22 protein-coding genes are annotated in these 18029 nt (G+C 42.2%); 14 read left to right on the top strand and 8 right to left on the bottom strand.

All coding sequences use genetic code 11. The features are described from left to right. Positions 1 to 106 precede the first annotated feature (106 nt). A complete protein-coding gene (locus MCUP_RS06280; protein ID WP_048057757.1) occupies positions 107 to 1534 on the bottom strand; it encodes an MFS transporter in 1428 nt (475 codons plus the stop codon). 1108 nt (positions 1535 to 2642) lie between these two features. Here MCUP_RS06280 and MCUP_RS06285 point away from each other — a divergent pair. Beyond that, the gene (locus MCUP_RS06285; RefSeq protein WP_013737944.1) at positions 2643 to 3743 is read left to right on the top strand and encodes an aminotransferase-like domain-containing protein; all 1101 of its coding nucleotides are present in this window, start codon (positions 2643 to 2645) and stop codon (positions 3741 to 3743) included. Positions 3744 to 3941: 198 nt separating this feature from the next. On the opposite strand, the gene MCUP_RS06290 is transcribed toward MCUP_RS06285, so the two are convergent. Next, positions 3942 to 4448, bottom strand: a complete 507-nt coding sequence (locus MCUP_RS06290; RefSeq protein WP_048057546.1) for a DUF84 family protein — start codon at positions 4446 to 4448, stop codon at positions 3942 to 3944. 28 nt (positions 4449 to 4476) lie between these two features. Here MCUP_RS06290 and MCUP_RS06295 point away from each other — a divergent pair, with 28 nt between their 5' ends. Beyond that, a complete protein-coding gene (locus tag MCUP_RS06295) occupies positions 4477 to 5343 on the top strand; it encodes an MqnA/MqnD/SBP family protein (protein WP_013737946.1) in 867 nt (288 codons plus the stop codon). Between the two features lies 1 nt (position 5344). Here MCUP_RS06295 and MCUP_RS06300 read toward each other — a convergent pair whose 3' ends face one another. Both MCUP_RS06300 and MCUP_RS06305 read right to left on the bottom strand, forming a co-directional pair. After that, the gene (locus MCUP_RS06300) at positions 5345 to 6043 is read right to left on the bottom strand and encodes a hypothetical protein (RefSeq protein ID WP_148230913.1); all 699 of its coding nucleotides are present in this window, start codon (positions 6041 to 6043) and stop codon (positions 5345 to 5347) included. Beyond that, a complete protein-coding gene (locus MCUP_RS06305) occupies positions 5988 to 6908 on the bottom strand; it encodes a cation efflux transmembrane domain-containing protein (RefSeq protein ID WP_013737949.1) in 921 nt (306 codons plus the stop codon). The genes MCUP_RS06300 and MCUP_RS06305 overlap by 56 nt, the downstream gene beginning before the upstream one ends. Before the next feature lie 239 nt (positions 6909 to 7147). Here MCUP_RS06305 and MCUP_RS10085 point away from each other — a divergent pair, with 239 nt between their 5' ends. Both MCUP_RS10085 and MCUP_RS06310 read left to right on the top strand, forming a co-directional pair. Continuing rightward, a complete protein-coding gene (locus MCUP_RS10085) occupies positions 7148 to 7294 on the top strand; it encodes a hypothetical protein (RefSeq protein WP_013737950.1) in 147 nt (48 codons plus the stop codon). Between the two features lie 92 nt (positions 7295 to 7386). Continuing rightward, positions 7387 to 7965: a hypothetical protein gene (locus MCUP_RS06310; protein ID WP_013737951.1), complete on the top strand. Its 579-nt coding sequence runs from the start codon at positions 7387 to 7389 to the stop codon at positions 7963 to 7965. On the opposite strand, the gene MCUP_RS06315 is transcribed toward MCUP_RS06310, so the two are convergent. Beyond that, positions 7956 to 8585, bottom strand: a complete 630-nt coding sequence (locus tag MCUP_RS06315) for a 16S rRNA methyltransferase (protein WP_013737952.1) — start codon at positions 8583 to 8585, stop codon at positions 7956 to 7958. The genes MCUP_RS06310 and MCUP_RS06315 overlap by 10 nt on opposite strands. A 51-nt stretch (positions 8586 to 8636) precedes the next feature. Between MCUP_RS06315 and MCUP_RS06320 the strand changes: the two genes are divergently transcribed. From MCUP_RS06320 to MCUP_RS09880, 3 genes are read left to right on the top strand one after another with little or no spacing between them, the layout of a single operon-like run. Beyond that, positions 8637 to 9038 carry a ribonuclease P protein component 4 gene (locus MCUP_RS06320; protein WP_013737953.1) on the top strand — a complete coding sequence of 134 codons (402 nt, stop codon included), beginning with the start codon at positions 8637 to 8639 and terminating at the stop codon, positions 9036 to 9038. Then, positions 8944 to 9165, top strand: a complete 222-nt coding sequence (locus tag MCUP_RS06325) for a YhbY family RNA-binding protein (protein WP_237697971.1) — start codon at positions 8944 to 8946, stop codon at positions 9163 to 9165. Before MCUP_RS06320 ends, MCUP_RS06325 begins: the two co-directional genes overlap by 95 nt. Continuing rightward, positions 9152 to 9661, top strand: a complete 510-nt coding sequence (locus tag MCUP_RS09880; RefSeq protein WP_083808575.1) for a DUF371 domain-containing protein — start codon at positions 9152 to 9154, stop codon at positions 9659 to 9661. The genes MCUP_RS06325 and MCUP_RS09880 overlap by 14 nt, the downstream gene beginning before the upstream one ends. On the opposite strand, the gene MCUP_RS06330 is transcribed toward MCUP_RS09880, so the two are convergent. Then, positions 9548 to 10405, bottom strand: a complete 858-nt coding sequence (locus MCUP_RS06330; protein ID WP_013737955.1) for a class I SAM-dependent methyltransferase family protein — start codon at positions 10403 to 10405, stop codon at positions 9548 to 9550. The two genes, MCUP_RS09880 and MCUP_RS06330, sit on opposite strands and share 114 nt — an antisense overlap. A 13-nt stretch (positions 10406 to 10418) precedes the next feature. Continuing rightward, positions 10419 to 11417 carry an NAD(P)/FAD-dependent oxidoreductase gene (locus tag MCUP_RS06335; protein WP_013737956.1) on the bottom strand — a complete coding sequence of 333 codons (999 nt, stop codon included), beginning with the start codon at positions 11415 to 11417 and terminating at the stop codon, positions 10419 to 10421. 204 nt (positions 11418 to 11621) lie between these two features. Between MCUP_RS06335 and MCUP_RS06340 the strand changes: the two genes are divergently transcribed. From MCUP_RS06340 to MCUP_RS06360, 5 genes are all read left to right on the top strand, one after another. Continuing rightward, positions 11622 to 11972, top strand: coding sequence for a hypothetical protein (locus MCUP_RS06340; RefSeq protein WP_013737957.1), 351 nt, complete (start codon positions 11622 to 11624; stop codon positions 11970 to 11972). 292 nt (positions 11973 to 12264) lie between these two features. Then, positions 12265 to 13005, top strand: coding sequence for an NAD(+)/NADH kinase (locus MCUP_RS06345; protein WP_013737958.1), 741 nt, complete (start codon positions 12265 to 12267; stop codon positions 13003 to 13005). Further along, positions 12993 to 13484, top strand: a complete 492-nt coding sequence (locus MCUP_RS06350; protein WP_048057548.1) for an NOB1 family endonuclease — start codon at positions 12993 to 12995, stop codon at positions 13482 to 13484. The genes MCUP_RS06345 and MCUP_RS06350 overlap by 13 nt, the downstream gene beginning before the upstream one ends. 93 nt (positions 13485 to 13577) lie before the next feature. Continuing rightward, entirely contained in the window at positions 13578 to 14459 is an 882-nt protein-coding gene (locus tag MCUP_RS06355) for a hypothetical protein (RefSeq protein ID WP_237697972.1), read from the top strand. A 73-nt stretch (positions 14460 to 14532) separates the two neighbouring features. After that, positions 14533 to 15654: an aminotransferase class V-fold PLP-dependent enzyme gene (locus MCUP_RS06360; protein ID WP_048057758.1), complete on the top strand. Its 1122-nt coding sequence runs from the start codon at positions 14533 to 14535 to the stop codon at positions 15652 to 15654. Here the strand turns inward: MCUP_RS06360 and MCUP_RS06365 are convergent. Next, positions 15623 to 15955, bottom strand: coding sequence for a hypothetical protein (locus tag MCUP_RS06365; protein ID WP_013737962.1), 333 nt, complete (start codon positions 15953 to 15955; stop codon positions 15623 to 15625). The two genes, MCUP_RS06360 and MCUP_RS06365, sit on opposite strands and share 32 nt — an antisense overlap. 191 nt (positions 15956 to 16146) lie before the next feature. On the opposite strand from MCUP_RS06365, the gene cobT reads away from it, so the two are divergent. Together cobT and MCUP_RS06375 are read left to right on the top strand one after the other, a co-directional pair. After that, a complete protein-coding gene (cobT, locus tag MCUP_RS06370) occupies positions 16147 to 17175 on the top strand; it encodes a nicotinate mononucleotide-dependent phosphoribosyltransferase CobT (RefSeq protein ID WP_013737964.1) in 1029 nt (342 codons plus the stop codon). Between the two features lie 15 nt (positions 17176 to 17190). Next, complete coding sequence (locus tag MCUP_RS06375) at positions 17191 to 17985, top strand: sugar nucleotide-binding protein (protein WP_013737965.1); 795 nt, start codon at positions 17191 to 17193, stop codon at positions 17983 to 17985. Positions 17986 to 18029: the final 44 nt, after the last annotated feature.

An 18029-nucleotide genomic window follows, 5' to 3' on the forward strand; every position in this document is an offset into this window, starting at 1 on the left:
GGCCTTAGACGAGAGGAGTCCCTGAACTTAAACAGTGAATTCGAAGACTAAAAACAGGGCTCACGATGAGGCTATGGCACTGTTTTGACACCTTTATTCTCATCCGCTATTTAGCGTTTTCAGTCCTGACCTTCTCGGTTCTCGTCTCTTTACCCCTCATGAAAGATAGAACCGTCGCACCTGCCAATATCAAGGCAGATAAAAGAAACGCGTAATGTAGTCCCACCACAAATACTGAAGAGAGGCCTCCATCCAACTTAGAGGTGCCTAGAAAGATCTCGAAAGCTACGTATTTGGGTATTGCAGCTGCTGCAACTGTGAGAGATATCACGTAGCTTAAGATCGTGCCTATACCACCTAAAGTCCTTGAAAGCCCTGAGATAGAACCGAAGTAGCCCTTCGGCGCGCTCGACATTATCGCTGAAGTGTTGGACGGCCAGAACATTCCTGACCCCACACCGTTTATCCCAGATACTATCAGGATTGTAAGGTAAGAGGCGTTAGGCGTCAGCACCACGTAATAAAGGATCACGGAAAGCATGATTATAGCTAGCCCCAACGTGGCTAACCACCTGGAGCCGTACCTGTCACTAAGCCTGCCCATGTAGGGAGCTAGGAAGCTGGCTATCACGTAACCTGGAAGAAGTATGAGGGAGGAATCGAGAGGAGATAAACCACGTACTCCCTGTAAATACATTATTAGAAGGAAAGTGATTGCCAGACCTCCTATGCTTTGGAGGAAACTTGCGGTCAGACTGTAACCTAGCAACCTATACTTGAACGCGTTGAGATCAATGATGGGATTGCTGACTTTACTTTCGTTGTAGAGGAAAACGCCCAAGAGAGCCAACCCAATCATCAAGATGGCGATCATGTTTAGGCTCAGCCCGACGCTCGCGATGGTGATGGAGGAGTATGATATCAAAACGAGCGATAACCCTATAGTCAGGGCCCCTACTATATCAAGTTTCTTGGGTACCTTATTTACGTCTTTAATGTACTTTACACCGAGTATAACTGAGACTATCCCGATAGGAACGTTAATGTAGAAAATGTAAGGCCACCCGAAAAAGGTTGTCAAAGTACCTCCTAACACTATACCAACTAGGGCCCCTATGTTCCAACCCAATGAGGTGTATCCGTAAGCACGTCCCATCATATTAGGAGGGAAATGATCTGCAACTATCGCTCCGCTGTTAGCTGACATCATCGCTCCACCTACCCCTTGGACCAGCCTAAACGCTATCAAAAGATAAATCGAATTTGATAGACCACAGAGAGCTGAGGCCACTGTAAATATAACGAAACCTAAGTTGAATATCTTAGCCCTACCGTAAATGTCGCCTATTCTACCAGTTTGAGTGGAGAGTATTGCAGAAACTAGAAGATACGCTAGCAACACCCAGATCGAAGTGAAGAGGTCTGAATGAAGGTCTTGAGCTATCTCCGGTAACGCGAGGAGAACTATAGTCCCATCAACGGCAGCCATCAAAGTTCCTAGGACTAACACAAGTAATATGATGTTTCTGTTCATCTTAATAGAAATGTAGTAGTTAGTTATAAATTTGACCATCTAATAACTTAATATTAGATATCTAAGCATAACTACTTACGAAGCGATGCGATTCAAAGAAGAGATGGTTCAGCTTTGAGTTCTCAGAGAGAGATTTAAAAGTTATATACGATGAAGGACTAATAGATTTGAAAGCGTAGTGGAGGTTCTGGAAACTAGCCTTATTTTGTAACTGAAAATCAACGTTGCCTCTAGGTAGAATCCTCCATGGAGATGAAAGCTAAACCTGGTGTGAATACCCTTCACCTCTTAAAGCCCTCCATTCTAGTTTATAATTAGAAATTTAAATTAAATAAAGCATTAAAGTTAGGTGATCCACTAACGGTGTACTAAGCTCGAAACCTAGAGGGTTGTGAACAAATGCATGAATCGGCCGACACAAAAAGGTATTGACCTAATGAGAGTAGCTTTTCCTAGTTGAGTATGCTCGTCCTGTAAAATTGAAGCTCATACCCATCAGCGAAATGTTACACCGGAGTCTAAGATTGGGAGATAGCTAACACGATGAGCTACGGCCACACCTCCATTGCGATCAACCATAAGAATTGAGGGTTCCTTTTACGTATCTCGGTTCCTAACTAAGCTGAGGGGACTTGAATCCCTAACCGGAAAGGAAAGCCGGATCGAACACATCGAAAGTTTGGGCTCTTCGAACCTTTCCAGTAGACTAGGTACCTCAGGGGATAACCGATAATACGGCTCTAGAGCAAAGGGTAGCGATTCCTTTCAAAACTAATGAGAGGAGGGCATTGTGACAAACCGACGGTTTCGGCACACTGTCTAAATCGGTAGAGTAACTATAAGCGGCGGGAGTTTCAGATTCTTGTTGTTTTTCACTTTTAATAGATGGATTAACTTTTAAATGGTTTTAAAGCGCCTGACCAGTATATAAGTACGTCGTAGATCTAGAATGGATTCTGTTTAGATATAGTTATTATTTGTCGTGTCAACTCTTTAACATTATAAAGGATTCTTATTAAGACCTTGAAGAATTAAAAAGTATGAAATACTTACACGCCTTTATAAAAGAAGAATAAGAAACTTATAACTTAATTTATAAATAGATTACATGCAAATCGATCTTAGCGGTGAGGATCCGGATCCTAAGCTCCTCCCCTCAGAGGAAGTTGAGAAAATACTATGCGAACTTTTTTCTGATAAAGAGAAAAACTTGTTACAAGTGGATAAAAAGGAATGGATTGAAGCGTTTAGGAAGGAGATAGCTAAGTTCTTGCAAAATAGAGGCTTCGTGATAGGGGAAGACGAGTTGTTAATAACTAATGGAGTGAAGGAGGGGATATACCTCTTATCGGACCTGTTTTCTCAAAACTCGATAGGTTCTGAGGAGCCCACATCTCCAGATTTCATAAGCACTATGAACTTCCGTGGGATAAGGACCCAACCAGTACCTTGGGATGAGGAAGGACTTATGACAGAAGTTCTTGAAAAGAGATTGAAAGCCCTTAAAATTTGGGCCGATCCGATAAAGTACCTTTACGTGACCACAGTTAACAACCCAACTGGATTGATCATGACTAGAGAAAGAAAGAAAACTCTGCTAGAGATAGCGACCGACTTCGATCTCACGATTGTAGAGGACGATACTTATGGATCCCTCACATACGACATTACTCCACAACCTTCCCTGAAGTCACTCGATAAAGAAGATAGAGTAATCTACGTTTCTAGTTTGAGCAAGTTAATCTTTCCTGGAATTAGATTGGGGGTCTTGGTAGCTCAAGGCGAGAACTTAAAGAAATTAATCTCACTGAAAAAAGAAATAAATAGACGTAACTCTTCCCTGGATCAATTAGTCTTTAACGAGATGCTAAGGAGAGGCATAGTAGAATCGTTAATGGAGAAGTCCAGGTTGTTGTACAGAAGGAAGAGAGATCTTGTCTTTGAAAACATAGTAGAGCACTTTCCTTCCTACGTATCTTGTATTAAGGCTAAGGGCGGATTGTCAGCTTTCTGTAGAGGGGAGAGACCGCTACCCCTAAAGGAGTTAGATATTAAGGTTGATTTAGGAGAGAAGTTCTTCTTTTCGCCAGATCGAGGTAGTAACTCTTTTAGATTAAGTTTCAGTAGAGTAGGCGAAGATGAAGTTGGCCGCGCGATAAGGGAACTAGGAGAAGCAATTAGGGCGCTTGAGAGAACGTTTCGATATTAGAACCACGATGTTGTAATATTCAATCGGGGTCTTAATTGAATGAATGGTTTCCGAGATACGTGCTAACCGTTTAGTACAATTCGTGAGGAAAAATATCTAACTTGAGAACGTGAGAGGTTTTCTGTTCCTCTTAAAGTCTTCAACTGGACAACGTATACACTCTACGTAAGACTTGCCGCTGTTGAATGAGGGGTCCAACTAAACGTCCCCATTGTAAAACGGGTACAAAGCAAGGATTACGGAGTCCTTGTAAAGTCTCTTCCGATCTATCAGCCTTGTGAGCATGCCGACAGCACCTTCTGCACGCTTCGTGTTAGACCCCCGATACACCAGGTCAGTGGCCTCTCCTAACTCCTTACCCTCAAGGACGAGCTTGGAGAGTTCGTTGGAGAGAGTGAAAGTGGGAGATATAGAAAAGTTCTCTTTATCTCTAGACATTGCGTAAATGACGGCGTACGCTACTATCTTTCCTCTATTCCAACAGACACCGCCTTCTATACCTATTCCTATATCACATTCACCGTCTAGGAGAGCCTCCATTGCCCTATTCCTAGCACCTGCGAACGTCTCATCGCACCAAGGCTGAGCGCTCACACCAGAGGAGACGTCTACGCTCTTAATCCTCCATTGGCTATCGATCTCACGTAGGGCGTCAGACACCGCACCAAGCTTAATAGGGTTTGTAGAACCCACGCATATCAACATTTTTATCCACCGATTCATTCATAAAATTATGACAACAATAAAGATTGGTGCGCTAGCTGACTCAGGGGATCTCTATCCTTTCATTCCCATGATGGAAGGTTGGATAAAAGAGGATGGAGTAAACCTTGAATTTGAAATAATTCCAACTGTTCAAGAAGTAAACATGACTGTACTTAGTAAGAGAGCTGACGTTTCCGTTCCTTCTGCAGCTATGTATCCCTATATTCAAGACGATTACTACATTTTAGGAAACGCTGTAGCAACCGCCGTTGACGGTATCACAGGCATGCCCGTTTTATCCACGACCAACATGAGCGTAGAAGATCTTAAGAGATCAACGCTTATCGTTCACGGATCTAACACCTCCGCTTTCACATTGTACAGACTTCTGATAGGAAAATACGGTAAGCTAGCCATAATACCAAAAGTGTTGGATGAGATCAAGGCACTTGGGAAGGAAGGGGACGTGTTGGTTGCCGTTCATGAGATAAAAATGATGTACGCTATGCAGAAGCTTGGGATAAAACCTTTCGTCATAACTAGCATGTGGGACATGTGGACGAAGATATCTGGAGGCGCGCCGATGCCGATGGGAACTGTAGTCATATCTAAAGAGCTAGGAAAGGAAGCCGTCTTAAAGTTCAAAGACCTCTATGAGAGAAGTAAGAGGCTGGCTGAGAAGAACTTGGATAAGGTAATAAAAAGGGACGTAGAGATCATGAGCGAAGCTCAAGGAGTGAACATGGAAAGGGAGATAGTAGAGAAAACTATCTGGGCGGACATACAGGAATATAACGTGCCCATAGACAAGGTTAGGCAAGGACTTGAAAAGTTCTATGAGCTTACGCAAGAGAAGGGGTTGCTGCCTAAGCTTAAGGGTTTAGACATCGTATAGCTTAGATGAAGGGTCGCGTGTAGTCCCTACTGATCGTTCCAACTAAAAGACTAACGTGATCCCTAACGTCATGCATGACCTCCATGACTTCCTTAACGTGCCTCTCAGGTATTGAGAACTCCATTAGATAGGCATGTCCTTCATGACCGCTTAGCGTCATTGAGTATCTAATGAAAGGGAGTAACTCCAAGTTCTCCTTAACGTATTGATAAGGAGTTACAACGTCGAGGACGAAGTCTCTCCTTCCGTAATCTATAATGAAACCTTGCAGATTACCACAATTCAAGGAAGCTCTATGGATTTCGCTAAACGACTTAACGTCAGAAAACCTAGAGAAGGGAAGGGGTTCAGTTTCGCCTTCATATTGAAATTCGAAAAGTTCAGGCTCAAACTTACTGTCCAAGCTTAAATCCCACGAGTCGGATTCCACGTTATACGCCAACGGGTTCCCAGAGTAGTTCTCAAATCTTAGAACCGGAACTCCACGTTCAGAGATGAGAATGAAGAAGTTATCCTTCAAGCTCTTTCTAAAGTAATACGAAGTGTTCGAAGACGTTTGAAAATAAATTCTCAACGCCTTGTTTCGAGGTATTGGAGTGAAGGACAGATTTGAAATAGATTTCAGTAACTTGATTATGTCATTTTTACTCTCTCCCGTTAGCCAAGCTAGAAGATCCACGTCCGGTCCTATCCGCCTCATTAACCTTACCAACTGGTGGAACTGTATCATAGTTGATTATTTTTATAGGTACCGTCCTTATATCTGTCATTACTACGTTGTCTAAGGTGGAGACGATCCTTTGAATCTTTTTCTTAATTTTATAGACCTCAATTATCGGAGTGAATGAGGGTACACCGAATATGATATAAATGGAATAAAACGAACCTAATCTCCTCACGTAAACCTTCCTAACGTCTATCCCGAAACCTCTCAACATTGCTTCTACCCTCTCTCCAAACTCAGATTCACAATTTGCTCCAACCAAGGAAAGAATGGCCTCCTTCATCGTTTTCAACGACTCCTTCAAAATGAAAGCCACTATGGCTATAACTATCCCTAACGAAACGTAATAGTTATCTATGACCAACCCCGCACTGCTAACCCCCTCCATCATAATATCTAACTTGGCGTGGGCGATGTCGTTCTTCACGAGGAGGAGCCAAGAGTACTTCCTTTCTGCGATGTATATACTACCTGTTATCAAAGCGTTAGCTATAGTAAGCCCTGACGCCCAAATAGGCACTGAGGACTTAGAGCTTAGGCTTTGAATTAAAGCGTCCACGGAATAGTATAGGATTAGTAAAGATGAGCCTATAACGATCAGATTCTCTAGGTTATAGAGACCCATTGGGAACCTCTTTGATCTCTTATGAACCACCCTCAGGAATAAAGCTACGAGCAGGATTGTTATAGCATCAACTAAACCGTGATAACTGTCCTCAATTAATATATATGAAGAGAAATACCTCCCGTAATAAAGCTCAAGAATAGAAATAGGGATGAGTGAGATCCCTGATAAAAGAAACAACTTTGATATAGAATTGAACTTTTCTAAGGGAAGCAAACATCATCACCGCTCTCTACCCTTAATATAATGTTACGATAAGACTCTAATAAATTATAACTCTATTAAGAGAGAAGGACAAAGAGCGCAATCGTGGTAGGTTGACTATAACTTGATGTAAACTAAATTACGTCACGCCATGATCCTCATCAGGGGGCACGAATCGCTTCACTCAGTTAATGAAATTACTCTAAAATTAATGAAGAAAACTTTTTAATTAAGGACGACAATTCTTCTTTATGGCTAAGGAAAATAAGAACGAAATAAATGGAATAATGGACTTGATAAAGGCTTTATTCAAAGATGGTAATTGGTACCTAGGTGGTTTCATTATAGCTCTAATATTATTTATTATATTCGATATAGTAGCGTTCACACCTCACTAGCCAATTCTAAACTAGTTTTACCAAGTAAAATACATTACAATACATTACAAAGGTTTTATAAAGTATTATAATGTGTATATTTATGAACTTAGTTGGGTAGAGTAAACATAGCAGCTGATAGTGATCTAATTAAGGAAATAGAGAAGGAAGCTAAGGTTAGAGGTTACACCATATACTCTCTCACTAACCTGGCGCTCAAAGCGATGTTGGAGATGATAAAGACAGGAGAGGACTCGACTAGGTTACAGGATCTGGTCGAGCTTTACAAGGTATTCAAGGATTTGGACGTTATCCCTGTAACCTCCTGGTACATCGAGAACTTAGCCAAGCTAGCTTATGAGAAGGACCAGAAGGGGTTCCAGTCCTTATGCGAAGGTGCTGGGATGCAAGTAGCTTCGTATTTAAAATCGAAGGCCTCAACGTTGGAGGAACTAATGCTTTTCTACGAAAACGTGAAGTCAACGCTCCCAATAAAGGACCTAAAGATAAGGAAATTAGAAGGGGACGACATAGAACTTAGGTTAACAGGGACAGGATTTAGTCTGGAATCCACGTTCTGCGCTTCTATGGTATTCAAGAAGATAATTGAAAGTTATGGTTTCACTATAGTGGAGATCGTACCTTCGCCTGGAGGAATAATTTACGTCAGAGCTAGGGTAAATCAACCTTGAGCACAGGAGGAAATTAGCCGACAAACTACGTGTTGTGTTTCCAGAGTCTTATCGCTTATGGATAAGGAACTCCCAGACAGCTTTCTAACTTCTGGGTCAAAGTCGCCGTGCGGGAACGCTCCTACCCCTATGAATTCCTTGGAGTTGCAAAGCGATGATGGGTTGACCCTCTGGCCTTTCTCATCTAGCAATATCAGACCTCTGTCCCTTATTACCTCTTCTAAAGTTAGAGTAGAAACTTCCATCAAAGGGTCACCTTCCAATGGGACTCTCCCATAAACTAATAACTGTTCCATCAAACCTACAAACCTAAGGTAGTTCTTAGGAGGTCTCATCTTCCTCGAGACCTTAATTATCCTGGAATCTACGGTGTGAATAAGAACCTCTCCTCTAAATTCAGGATCGGTCAGGACCATAGTTAATACGGTATGGACTATATCGGGTCTCCCTCGTTTCTCTCTATTAGGCAGATCTCTCATAGCGTGATAGTGGAGAGAGATGTCCAGCAAGACTTTTGATGGGTCCTTTCCAACCTTTAGCGCGTTCTTCACCACACTAGGGTGATACCTTATCTGCTCTGGAACTAGTTCCAATGATGACTCTATTAAGATTATATCCATCGAGGAAACGGAACAACATTAGATAAAAAACTATTTACGTTTATAACATCAATGACCAAAAGGGCTATCTTAGAGAGATCAGAAGAACTCATAGATCTGGCCTATCAAACAGCGTTAGAAGGTAACCTAGATCTCTCAAGGAAATACGTGAAGTTAGCGTTAGCGTACTCCTCTAAGGCGCGTATAAAATTGCCTGTAAGCTATAAGAGAAGATTTTGCAGGGTATGCCTTACGCCTCTAGTTCCAGGTCTAACGGAAAGAAGGAGAATTAGATCAAAGATTTTAATCAGGACTTGTCTAGTATGTGGGTGGATAAGGAGATATGACACGAGAGACGCAAAGAAACTCAAAGGTATTGGTGGAGGGCGCAGAGGTAAGGATAGGGAAGAAAGGGTTCACTCACGAGATGAAAGAGGAGATAAGCAGGCACTTAAAGGATCACAAAGTCGTTAAAGTTAAGATAATAAACAAGTCTCTGGGACGAAAAGAGGTGGCAGAGGCGGTAGCTAAGGAGACCGAGAGTGAATTGGTAGAAATAAGAGGAAGGACATTTATACTGAGGAAAAATGATAGCGCTTGACTACATTAACTGTACTGGCCACAGGAACGTTTTAGCTAAACATCAGACAACGCTGGAGATAACTAAGGAGAATTACCTAACCCCTAGGGGAGACTGTATAGTCTGCATTAATTCCAACAAGGGGGCAAAGGACCTATCAGATAACGTTAAGTCGATACTCAAGACGGAAGGATATGGCTACCTCGTTTTGTTAAAAGACGGGTTAATGGACGTAATATCAGGGAGGGGATCACAAAACCTCACCTTCACATCAGAGGTGAAGATGATAGTCAGGAAATCCGATTTCATTTCCGACGCAACGATATTAATCAAAGCTAATAAGTCGGCTAAGGACTTAAGAAGAGATCTAGTTTTAAGGCTAAAGGAGGGCATAGCCTTAGCGTTAATTATCGCATCTGAGAAACCTCTTCATGATGAAGAGATCCTTAGAGTAATCATTGACTCTCTCCCAGCCAGCGTCAAGCTTCCCGAGTTTATAAATTACAGCCTTAAGTGAAACCCTGCATATCTCATTGACGAAGTCGTCTATGGCTGTAGGGTTATCACCCACCGCTAAATCGAACGCCTTATCTCTAAATGGGAGATACTTGCCGTCATATTGAACCAAGTCTAGGAGTATCTTACTCGAATTAAGGTGAACTGACTTGAGTGCCATGAGAAGACCGTCTAGGTTGATATCTCCAGCAACGGCGTAACCTAACTTCTTTGAAAGAGGTATGGCTAGAGCACCGTAACCTGTGAAAACGTCAAGTACCTTCCCTCTGTCTATCTCATTTACGATCCTCAACCTCTCTGTGGCCATAGATGGATTAACGTAGACCTTAGAGACGTCAACGAAATACTTAATGCCGGACTCTGAAAATATCGTGGTGGTTCTGTTTTCGCCAGCTACGTGAATGAGCTCGTTCACCCTAAACTCTCCTTTCACTTTCTTCCTTATGAAGAGGCTTTTAGCCCTATAGGTCTTCAAGATTAGATCTAACTCCTCCCCCCTAATTTCTCTCTTAGGTGATATGATCAGTATATCTCCAACCTTGTAAAATGAGGAGAGACCTGGAATTAACTCGTTTAATCTAGGGGTTCTCTCTTTAGGCAACGGATTACACTCCACTAGTTCTCCTTGAAAATTCGAAACTGGAATGAGGGCGTATTCCCCATCAAAAATTATGTTGTACCCAGGATGAACTTCCACTCCCTTTAGCTCCCCTAACTTCCTCCTGGGTACCTTCAAGCATTTCATTAAAACTGAGAAATCACTTCTTGAACTTATCCATTTCGGAGCTGTGTCCCGCGAACACCGAGGCGTTAGGATCTACAAATTTCTTAGCAACGCTAGTGGCAATAGCGGCCTGCCCGAATCCTACAGCTATCAGCGCCAACTTAGGTGATCCGTCTACTGAAGCTATGTCTCCTACAGCGTATACCCCCGGAAGATTAGTTTCCATCTTAGCGTTCACCAATATATCCCTCCCTTTCATGTTGAGACCCCACTTCAACATGTTGCCTAGATCACCCTTATGTCCTATACTTATGATTACGGAATCAACGTTAAGGGTCTTCTCCTCTTTGGTCCTGTTGTCGAAAATCACCGCCTGAGTTACCTTGTTTCCATCCCCCTTTACCTCCTTGAGTTCGTGCCAAGTGTAGACCTTAGCTACCTCAAACATCTCCTTGACGCTCCTCTCATGTGCCCTGAATTGATCCCTTCTGTGTATTAAGGTGACTTCCTTCGCTATTGGGGCCAAGGTGAGGGCCCAATCTACAGCGGAATCTCCGCCTCCTACTATCAAGATCCTCTTACCTTGAAAATCGTTCTTCCGCCTCACAGTGTAATATAACCCTTTATTCTCGTACTCAACCTCTCCTTTAGCTCCTAACCTACTAGGGGTTATCTTCCCAATGCCTGCAGATATGAGTACGGTTTTAGTCTTGAACTCTCCTCCCTTATCAGTTTTAACTACCCACATCCCGTCTTGGGTTCTCTCCAGTACGTCCGCCCATTCCCCGATCCTTATATCGGGACCGAACATCTTAGCCTGCTCAATGAGCCTCTGAGCTAAGTCGTATGCCTGAATACCCGCGAAACCTCCAACATCGTACACCATTTTTTCTGGATATAAGGTAACTAATTGTCCACCTAATTCGTCTTGAGAATCTACCAATAACACCTTCATATCTCTGAGCCCGCTGTAGAAGGTTCCAAACAGACCTACGGGTCCTCCACCTATTACTACAACGTCGTATTCTCCCATGATTATCATGTGACTGATTAATTTATACTATTTAAACTTTCCGACATTAGTCATGAACAGAAATGACATTGACCTTATTAATTTTAAACTCTAGAATCTTTCATTATATAAAATTAGATATAAATTTTCTCAATTAAAAACATTTAATCTTTACAGCTCTCAAAATCATAAGAGATATAAATTAACGTTATAGATTGATATCAGATGTTCGAAGTCGTTTTGTTGATCCTAACAGTTCCGTTGATAGCTATGAGCAGCCTGTGGTTAAGATACTATAGAAAGATAATGTATGAAGCGCTTAGCTTCCCTGGGAGTGATTACACGGAGAGCGTTTTTCACCTTATGCCCAGTCAATCTATAGAATTGCAAGTTAATGGGAAGTGCGTGCTCATAGTTAACGGCGTCTCTAGCTGGGTAACCATGAGGGTAAATGGAGGGCCCAAGCAGAAGGTGTTTAAGGTGAGATTACTTAACGCTAAAGGGAAGGTCGTAATAACTAACGAGAGTAGGGTCTTTCAGGTGTCGCTAATCGTGAGATGCGAGGCAACGATTTAAAAATATTTAACATATTCTATATTAAGAACACATTAAAATTTAGTTTTATACGTACTTGTAAAATATAATTTTTGATAATACGCAATTATTTTTCAGGAAAAGTCTGCTCATGAAGGTGAAAAGGTAGATTCTGAGGCTGATGTGAGATGAGGGAAAACGTTAGTAACAGCCCTTGTGTAACACGAAGGACGTTTAGTCGATCACCGCATTAAGCCCTGGTCTAATGACAAAGCTTAACGTAGAACCACGTCTGAAAAAGAATTATTAGATGATGTGATGACCATAGAAGCGGATGAGACTTAAAATAATACACAAGGAGAGTCCAGAGATATATCCTTTAGTCGATGAGATCAGAAAGCTAGCCCTCTCCATGGGCTTCGTTTTAGATGATAGAAACGCGGACTTAATTCTAGCTATAGGTGGAGATGGAACTCTCCTGAGAGCAATAGACTACGGCAAACCCATAATGACAGTTAAGGCTGGGAGAAGGGGGTTCCTAATGGATGTTGAGCCGAAGCACGTTGAGGAGGCTTTAGATAGGCTTAAGAAGGGAGATTACATTGTTGAGGAATACCCTCTGATAAAGGTGAAATTCCCGGGAGGGGAAAGAGAGGCATTTAATGAGGTAGGAGTCCTTTACGATGAGCCAGAGAGCATAGTCATAACGGTATCGATCTCAGGTACCAGTTTCACTGTGGAAGGTGACGGAGTTCTTGTGTCAACCCCTCAAGGTTCTACTGGCTGGAGCATGTCCATAACAGGTGTCTTTTTGATGACAAAGGATTCGCTAGAAATATCATTAGTTAGTCCTATACTTACGCCAGTAAAATCTTTAATAGTCCCAAGAACTGAAATAAACTTGATAATGGAAAGCAAAGGATATGATCAAAAAGCTCGTGTTGTAGTTGATGGAAACGTGGTAGGGAACACAAAACCTGGTGAAAAGATAGTTGTCTCTCCATCCAAAAACGCGATTATTTACAGATTCTTTAAGATAGATCCTGTAAGAGGTATCATGAGTTGGAGAAAGTAATTTTCGATACTGCTGGGTTCTTAAGTGGCCTTCAGAACTCGTTCGACCGGGTCTTTACAACGCCTCTAGTGATAGAGGAAGTTAAGGATCTTCACTCCATGGGTAACCTTTCCTTTTCAATGATCACCAACAAGGTTGTAGCCATGGAACCGTCTCCTTCTGCCCTTAAGGTAGTTGAAAAAGTAATAAGGGAGATCAACGAACGCAGCCTAACTAAAACAGATAAATCAGTTATAGGTCTAGCGATTGACCTCTCTCCTGCTGTGGTTTTCACAGACGATTTTTCTGTTCAAAACGTATTAATGAAACTCGGCATAAAGTTCAGTCCTGTTAGGCTAGGTAGGGCAGCGCAGGAGATAAAAACTTTCACTTACGTTTGTGAGAGCTGCGGTAGAGTTTATAAGGAGCCAAAGCAGGAGTGCCCTATATGCGGAGGCAAAATTAGGAAGAGCGCAATCAAGTCCAATCAGAGGAACTAGTTAGTTGTAATTTCGGCCTGATTGTTATTTTATACTTTTAAACTAGATTGTACTAGAAAATCTTATGAATATCTTTATTAGATTAAGATCTTAGTGAAATCAACACTCATTCAAATGATGATAAGGTTTGGAGGAAATCCCAGATGCCTAGCGGAGGTTACGGGCGAACCTTCAACTAAGGTTTCAAGAACCATACTGGAACTTCAGAATCAATACAACTTGACTTTATTCCCTGCCGTCTACTCAGAAGGTTTAGGCTTAAGGAAATACCTTCTGACTATAAAGGGAGCACATATAAAATATGAGACCGCTTCCAAACTTTTCCATCCTATTATGAATCTATTCAGAGGGGATATACAAGATCAGTTGTTCTCAATCATACTTTTCGCAGATGAGAAAGTGATGAAGGAGGTTGACAATGTACTTAAGAAGATCTCAGGTTCTAACTTTTTTATCTCACAGATAAAGGGGACTAGGAAGTTTGTCAGAGATCCTCAATGTTACGACTTTGAGTCGAAGAGGTGGAAATGTGAAGATAGGGAGGAACTAAAGCAGGGATCCACACTAGACGGACCCGATGAGAATGACATAAGGGGCGTGGCTACCATTCAGGTCAACCCGTTCTTTGATTTGAGACTAATACCGCATAGACATCACGTCCTTAAGGTTATTACAGGCTTTATGTACACTCTAGGTAACCTTGACTTCATTGTTCAGGTTATATCAAAGGATGACATCTCGGAGGAATTCCCTGACGTCTTGTGGACAGCTGAAGGGGAGGACATATTTGTATCAGAGATGCACGTAGACAGAATTAGGTTGGAATCAGTTTTAAAGAAATTGAAGAACAGATCCATGGAGATTATACTCTCTACGAAGAGTCCCCTCTACGCTTTAGGATATTCAATCCCTTATGAGATATTTAGGAAGGGGATGTGGACTTACCCTAAAATTGAGGTGACGGTTAAAAAATGACGCCTTCTGTAACACAACTTCCTTAAACCGTTCATGGTCTAACTTTAAATCGAAAAGAAACAATTAGACTTTGATCCTTTTGATAGACTTTTCGGAATTTAGAGAGGAGATTCCTGCGGTTAAGGAGTTTGTTTACCTCAACCACGCAGCAGTCTCACCCACACCCATATTCGCCCTTATGGAGAGCTTTAGATACATTTACGGGATATCAAGTAAAGGGAGTCTACATGCTAACGTTATTGAAAACGACGATTTGCTGTCTTTGAGGGAAACTGTATCAAAGTTTATCAATTCCTCCCCTAATGAAATTTCGTTCGTACCTAACACTAGTTACGGCATCAATATGATCGTTCACGGCCTTAGACTAAATAGGGGCGACCTTATATTAACTAACAACCTTGAGTTTCCAGCAACTGTTTACCCCTTGTACAAGTTAACTCAAAGAGGGATTAAGGTAAAGATGATTAAATCTGGTCCAGCTGAGTTGGAGAGCTCTATATATAACGAAATAACCGACGACGTTAAGTTAGTTGTAATCAGTCACGTGAGTTTCAACACCGGTGTTAAACTAAACGTAAAGAGGATAGCTGAGAAGGCTAAGAGAGTCGGCTCCTTAGTTCTTGTAGACTCCATTCAGTCAGCAGGAGCGATGAAGATAGACGTTAAGGAGATGAACGTAGACTTTCTTGTGAGCGGAGGATATAAGTGGCTGATGTCGCCGCAGGGTTCGGGTTTCATGTTCGTTAGGGAAGGACTTATTGAAGATCCACCATTTTACGGTTGGAAAACTAGTTCAAGCTTCATGGATTTCGACCCTGAAAGATTCTCCCTTGAAAAGGGACCTAGAAGGTTTGAGATAGGAACCGTGGACGTCTCGTCTAACCTCGCTTTATGTAAGGTGATTGAAAGATTGACCCCATTAAGGGAAGACGTAGAGAGGAGGATCCTAGAGCTCTCGGCTCACGCTATAGATGAGGCAGAAGATAAGGGGTTGGAGGTAGTGACCCCTAAGGAGGCGAGAGCTGGTATAGTTGTGGTTAAAGTTAACGAACCGAAAAAGATCGCGGAGAAACTTCTAGCCAGGAAAATAGTGGTCTCTCCTAGGGGCGCCGGAATAAGGCTATCCTCACACTTCTATAATACTGAGGAGGAGATTTCAAAAGCTATTTCTGGGATTCGAGAAGCTTTGACTTGATTGCGTAATAGGCCTCCTCTATGTCTTCCATTATTCTTACTAGGTTTACGAAAATTAGTTCATCTACACCTGATCTATATATGCTGATAATATCAGAAAGCTCTTGGGCCAAGGGAGCCAAAATCACCCCCTTCCTGGCAAGGTTCCATATTAGATCCTCGTCTCTCCCATCAACCAAATTAGACCCTAAGATTGAAAGTTCGCTTAACATACCTTCTATCGCCTTTCTTACCTCCAACCTTACCTGTTCGTCAGCTAAGAAGCTCTCTTTGCTCATCTTGGACGCTCTTTCCAAGATCATGTAGTAATCCCGAAATCCCATGACAACTAATCTAATTACAAGGTTTATACTTTTAGCTTCTCAAGGCTCGTCTTAATCTTTTTATTCCTCTTGTGATCAATTACACAAGTTAAGATCAGGTTAGTTTCTGCTCTGATACTTGAGACTCTCCAAGTTAAAAACGTTATAAAAGGATATTAGCATTTTAAATCATGCTAGTCAATCTCTTAGGTAACTTATCCGAGAGGATAAGCACAAAGAGCCCTTCCTTTCTTCTCGTCATAGGCACCACTGACGTGAGCTTAATACCTGGCGTTACAATAGCAGGTGCTACTCCTGAACTAACTATGGTAACTCCGGCTGCAGACGCTGAGTACCTCATTACTGGAACGTGTAAGACGATTAAAGGTGTCCCAGTTACCCCGGACGGAATTCCCACTCCTGCAGTTTTAACCAGGGCTTCTCTATCCTTCTTGCGTGTTGACAAACTCATTGTGAACGCAGGGGCAAGGGTTAAGCCTCTGATATCTTTCGTGGACCTTCACGGTGAACCTGGAAGGGATATAAGGAAGGGTGGGGTTAGAAAGGAAGTCGGAGAGAGGATCATCCAAAACGCCATTCTACTAGCGGAGAGTCTATCCAGCCACGATCTCCTAATGATAGGTGAATCTATTCCCGCAGGTACCACTACGGCAGCTGCCGTGTTGACCGGATTGGGATTTGACGGCGTACAAATAGTCAGCTCTGCCTCACCTAACAATCCTAAAGACTTAAAGAGAACAATAGTAAACGAAGCGTTAGCACGAGCACCTTCCGACGTTAGAGAAAGGATATTCTGGCTATCTGATCCAGTCCTTTTAGCGGTTGCAGGGCTAGCGATTGGATTTAAAGGACAGGTTGTATTGGCAGGAGGAACTCAGATGACTGCCGTTGCGGCAATAATAAGAGAGCTCGCTCCAGAGAGGTTGAGGGATGTGGGGATAATGACCACTCGTTGGATAGTGAAGGACAGTTCGGCCAACATACTGAAAGTATCCAAAGAATTAGATATAAACTTATCCTACTCAGACATAGATCTTGGAAGAAGTAAGTATAACGGTTTAAGGGTTTACGAGAGAGGGATCGTGAAAGAGGGAGTTGGAGCAGGTGGAGCCCTAGGACTTGCCATGAACTCTGGAATAGGAGAAGATCAGCTGTTACAGAAGATAGAGAGGTTTTACTCCTATCTTATTAACAGCTAGACGATTTAGTGGATCATGAAGATTTTAGTGACCGATGAGGGAGAGGTAGCTAGGGAGATAGCTGCTGAGATTGAAGCAGAAGTTGTAGTTGGGGACTCCCCATATAGGGTCTCTCAGGAGAGACCTGACATCGTAATACACACTTACGAGACGCCGTATTACGAAGCTAACGTTGACAAAGCTAGAGCTTGGAACGTAAATACTTGGTTGGCAATAAACATAGCTAGAGCTGCCCATAGAGTTGGCGCTAAGAACGTTTATCTTTCGTCATCAATGATTTTTAACGGAAGGAGAGGATTCTATAAGGAAACATCAACGCCTGATCCTCTAAACTACTACGGTATAACCAAACTTGCAGGTGAGACTGGCATAGCTTCTTTGGGTAACTACCTAATCTTGAGGGTCGGTCTCCTTTTCTCCCTTTCCTTTAAGGGCTTGCTAAGCGGCTTACTTAAGAACCTAATATTAAGGGGAAAAGTAATTTGCAACAAGAACTTCTACTTTTCGGCCATCTCTACCAAAGAGTTAGGTAAAGTGATATCTCAGCTTCTGTTGAAAGAGGCGACTGGAGTAATAAACGTGGGGAACAGAATCAATCAGTGTGAGGCCTTTAAGGAGATAGCTAGTTATTTTCCTGGTCAAGTTATAGAAAGGGACGGGGAACATTTCGACCTTTCGCTAGATGACTGGCTGATCAGATCGTTCGGTATCAAGCTCTCATTTAAGAGAGATATAAAGGAGCTTTTGATCGTACCTCAAAAGAACGGACAGACCTTAAATCGATCTCTATCCAGTTTACTAAACCTGTGATTTAAACCCCAGACACATGACGCTTAAAGCGCTAACGTGTGATA

The organism is Metallosphaera cuprina Ar-4 (assembly GCF_000204925.1).
Taxonomy (GTDB): domain Archaea; phylum Thermoproteota; class Thermoprotei_A; order Sulfolobales; family Sulfolobaceae; genus Metallosphaera; species Metallosphaera cuprina.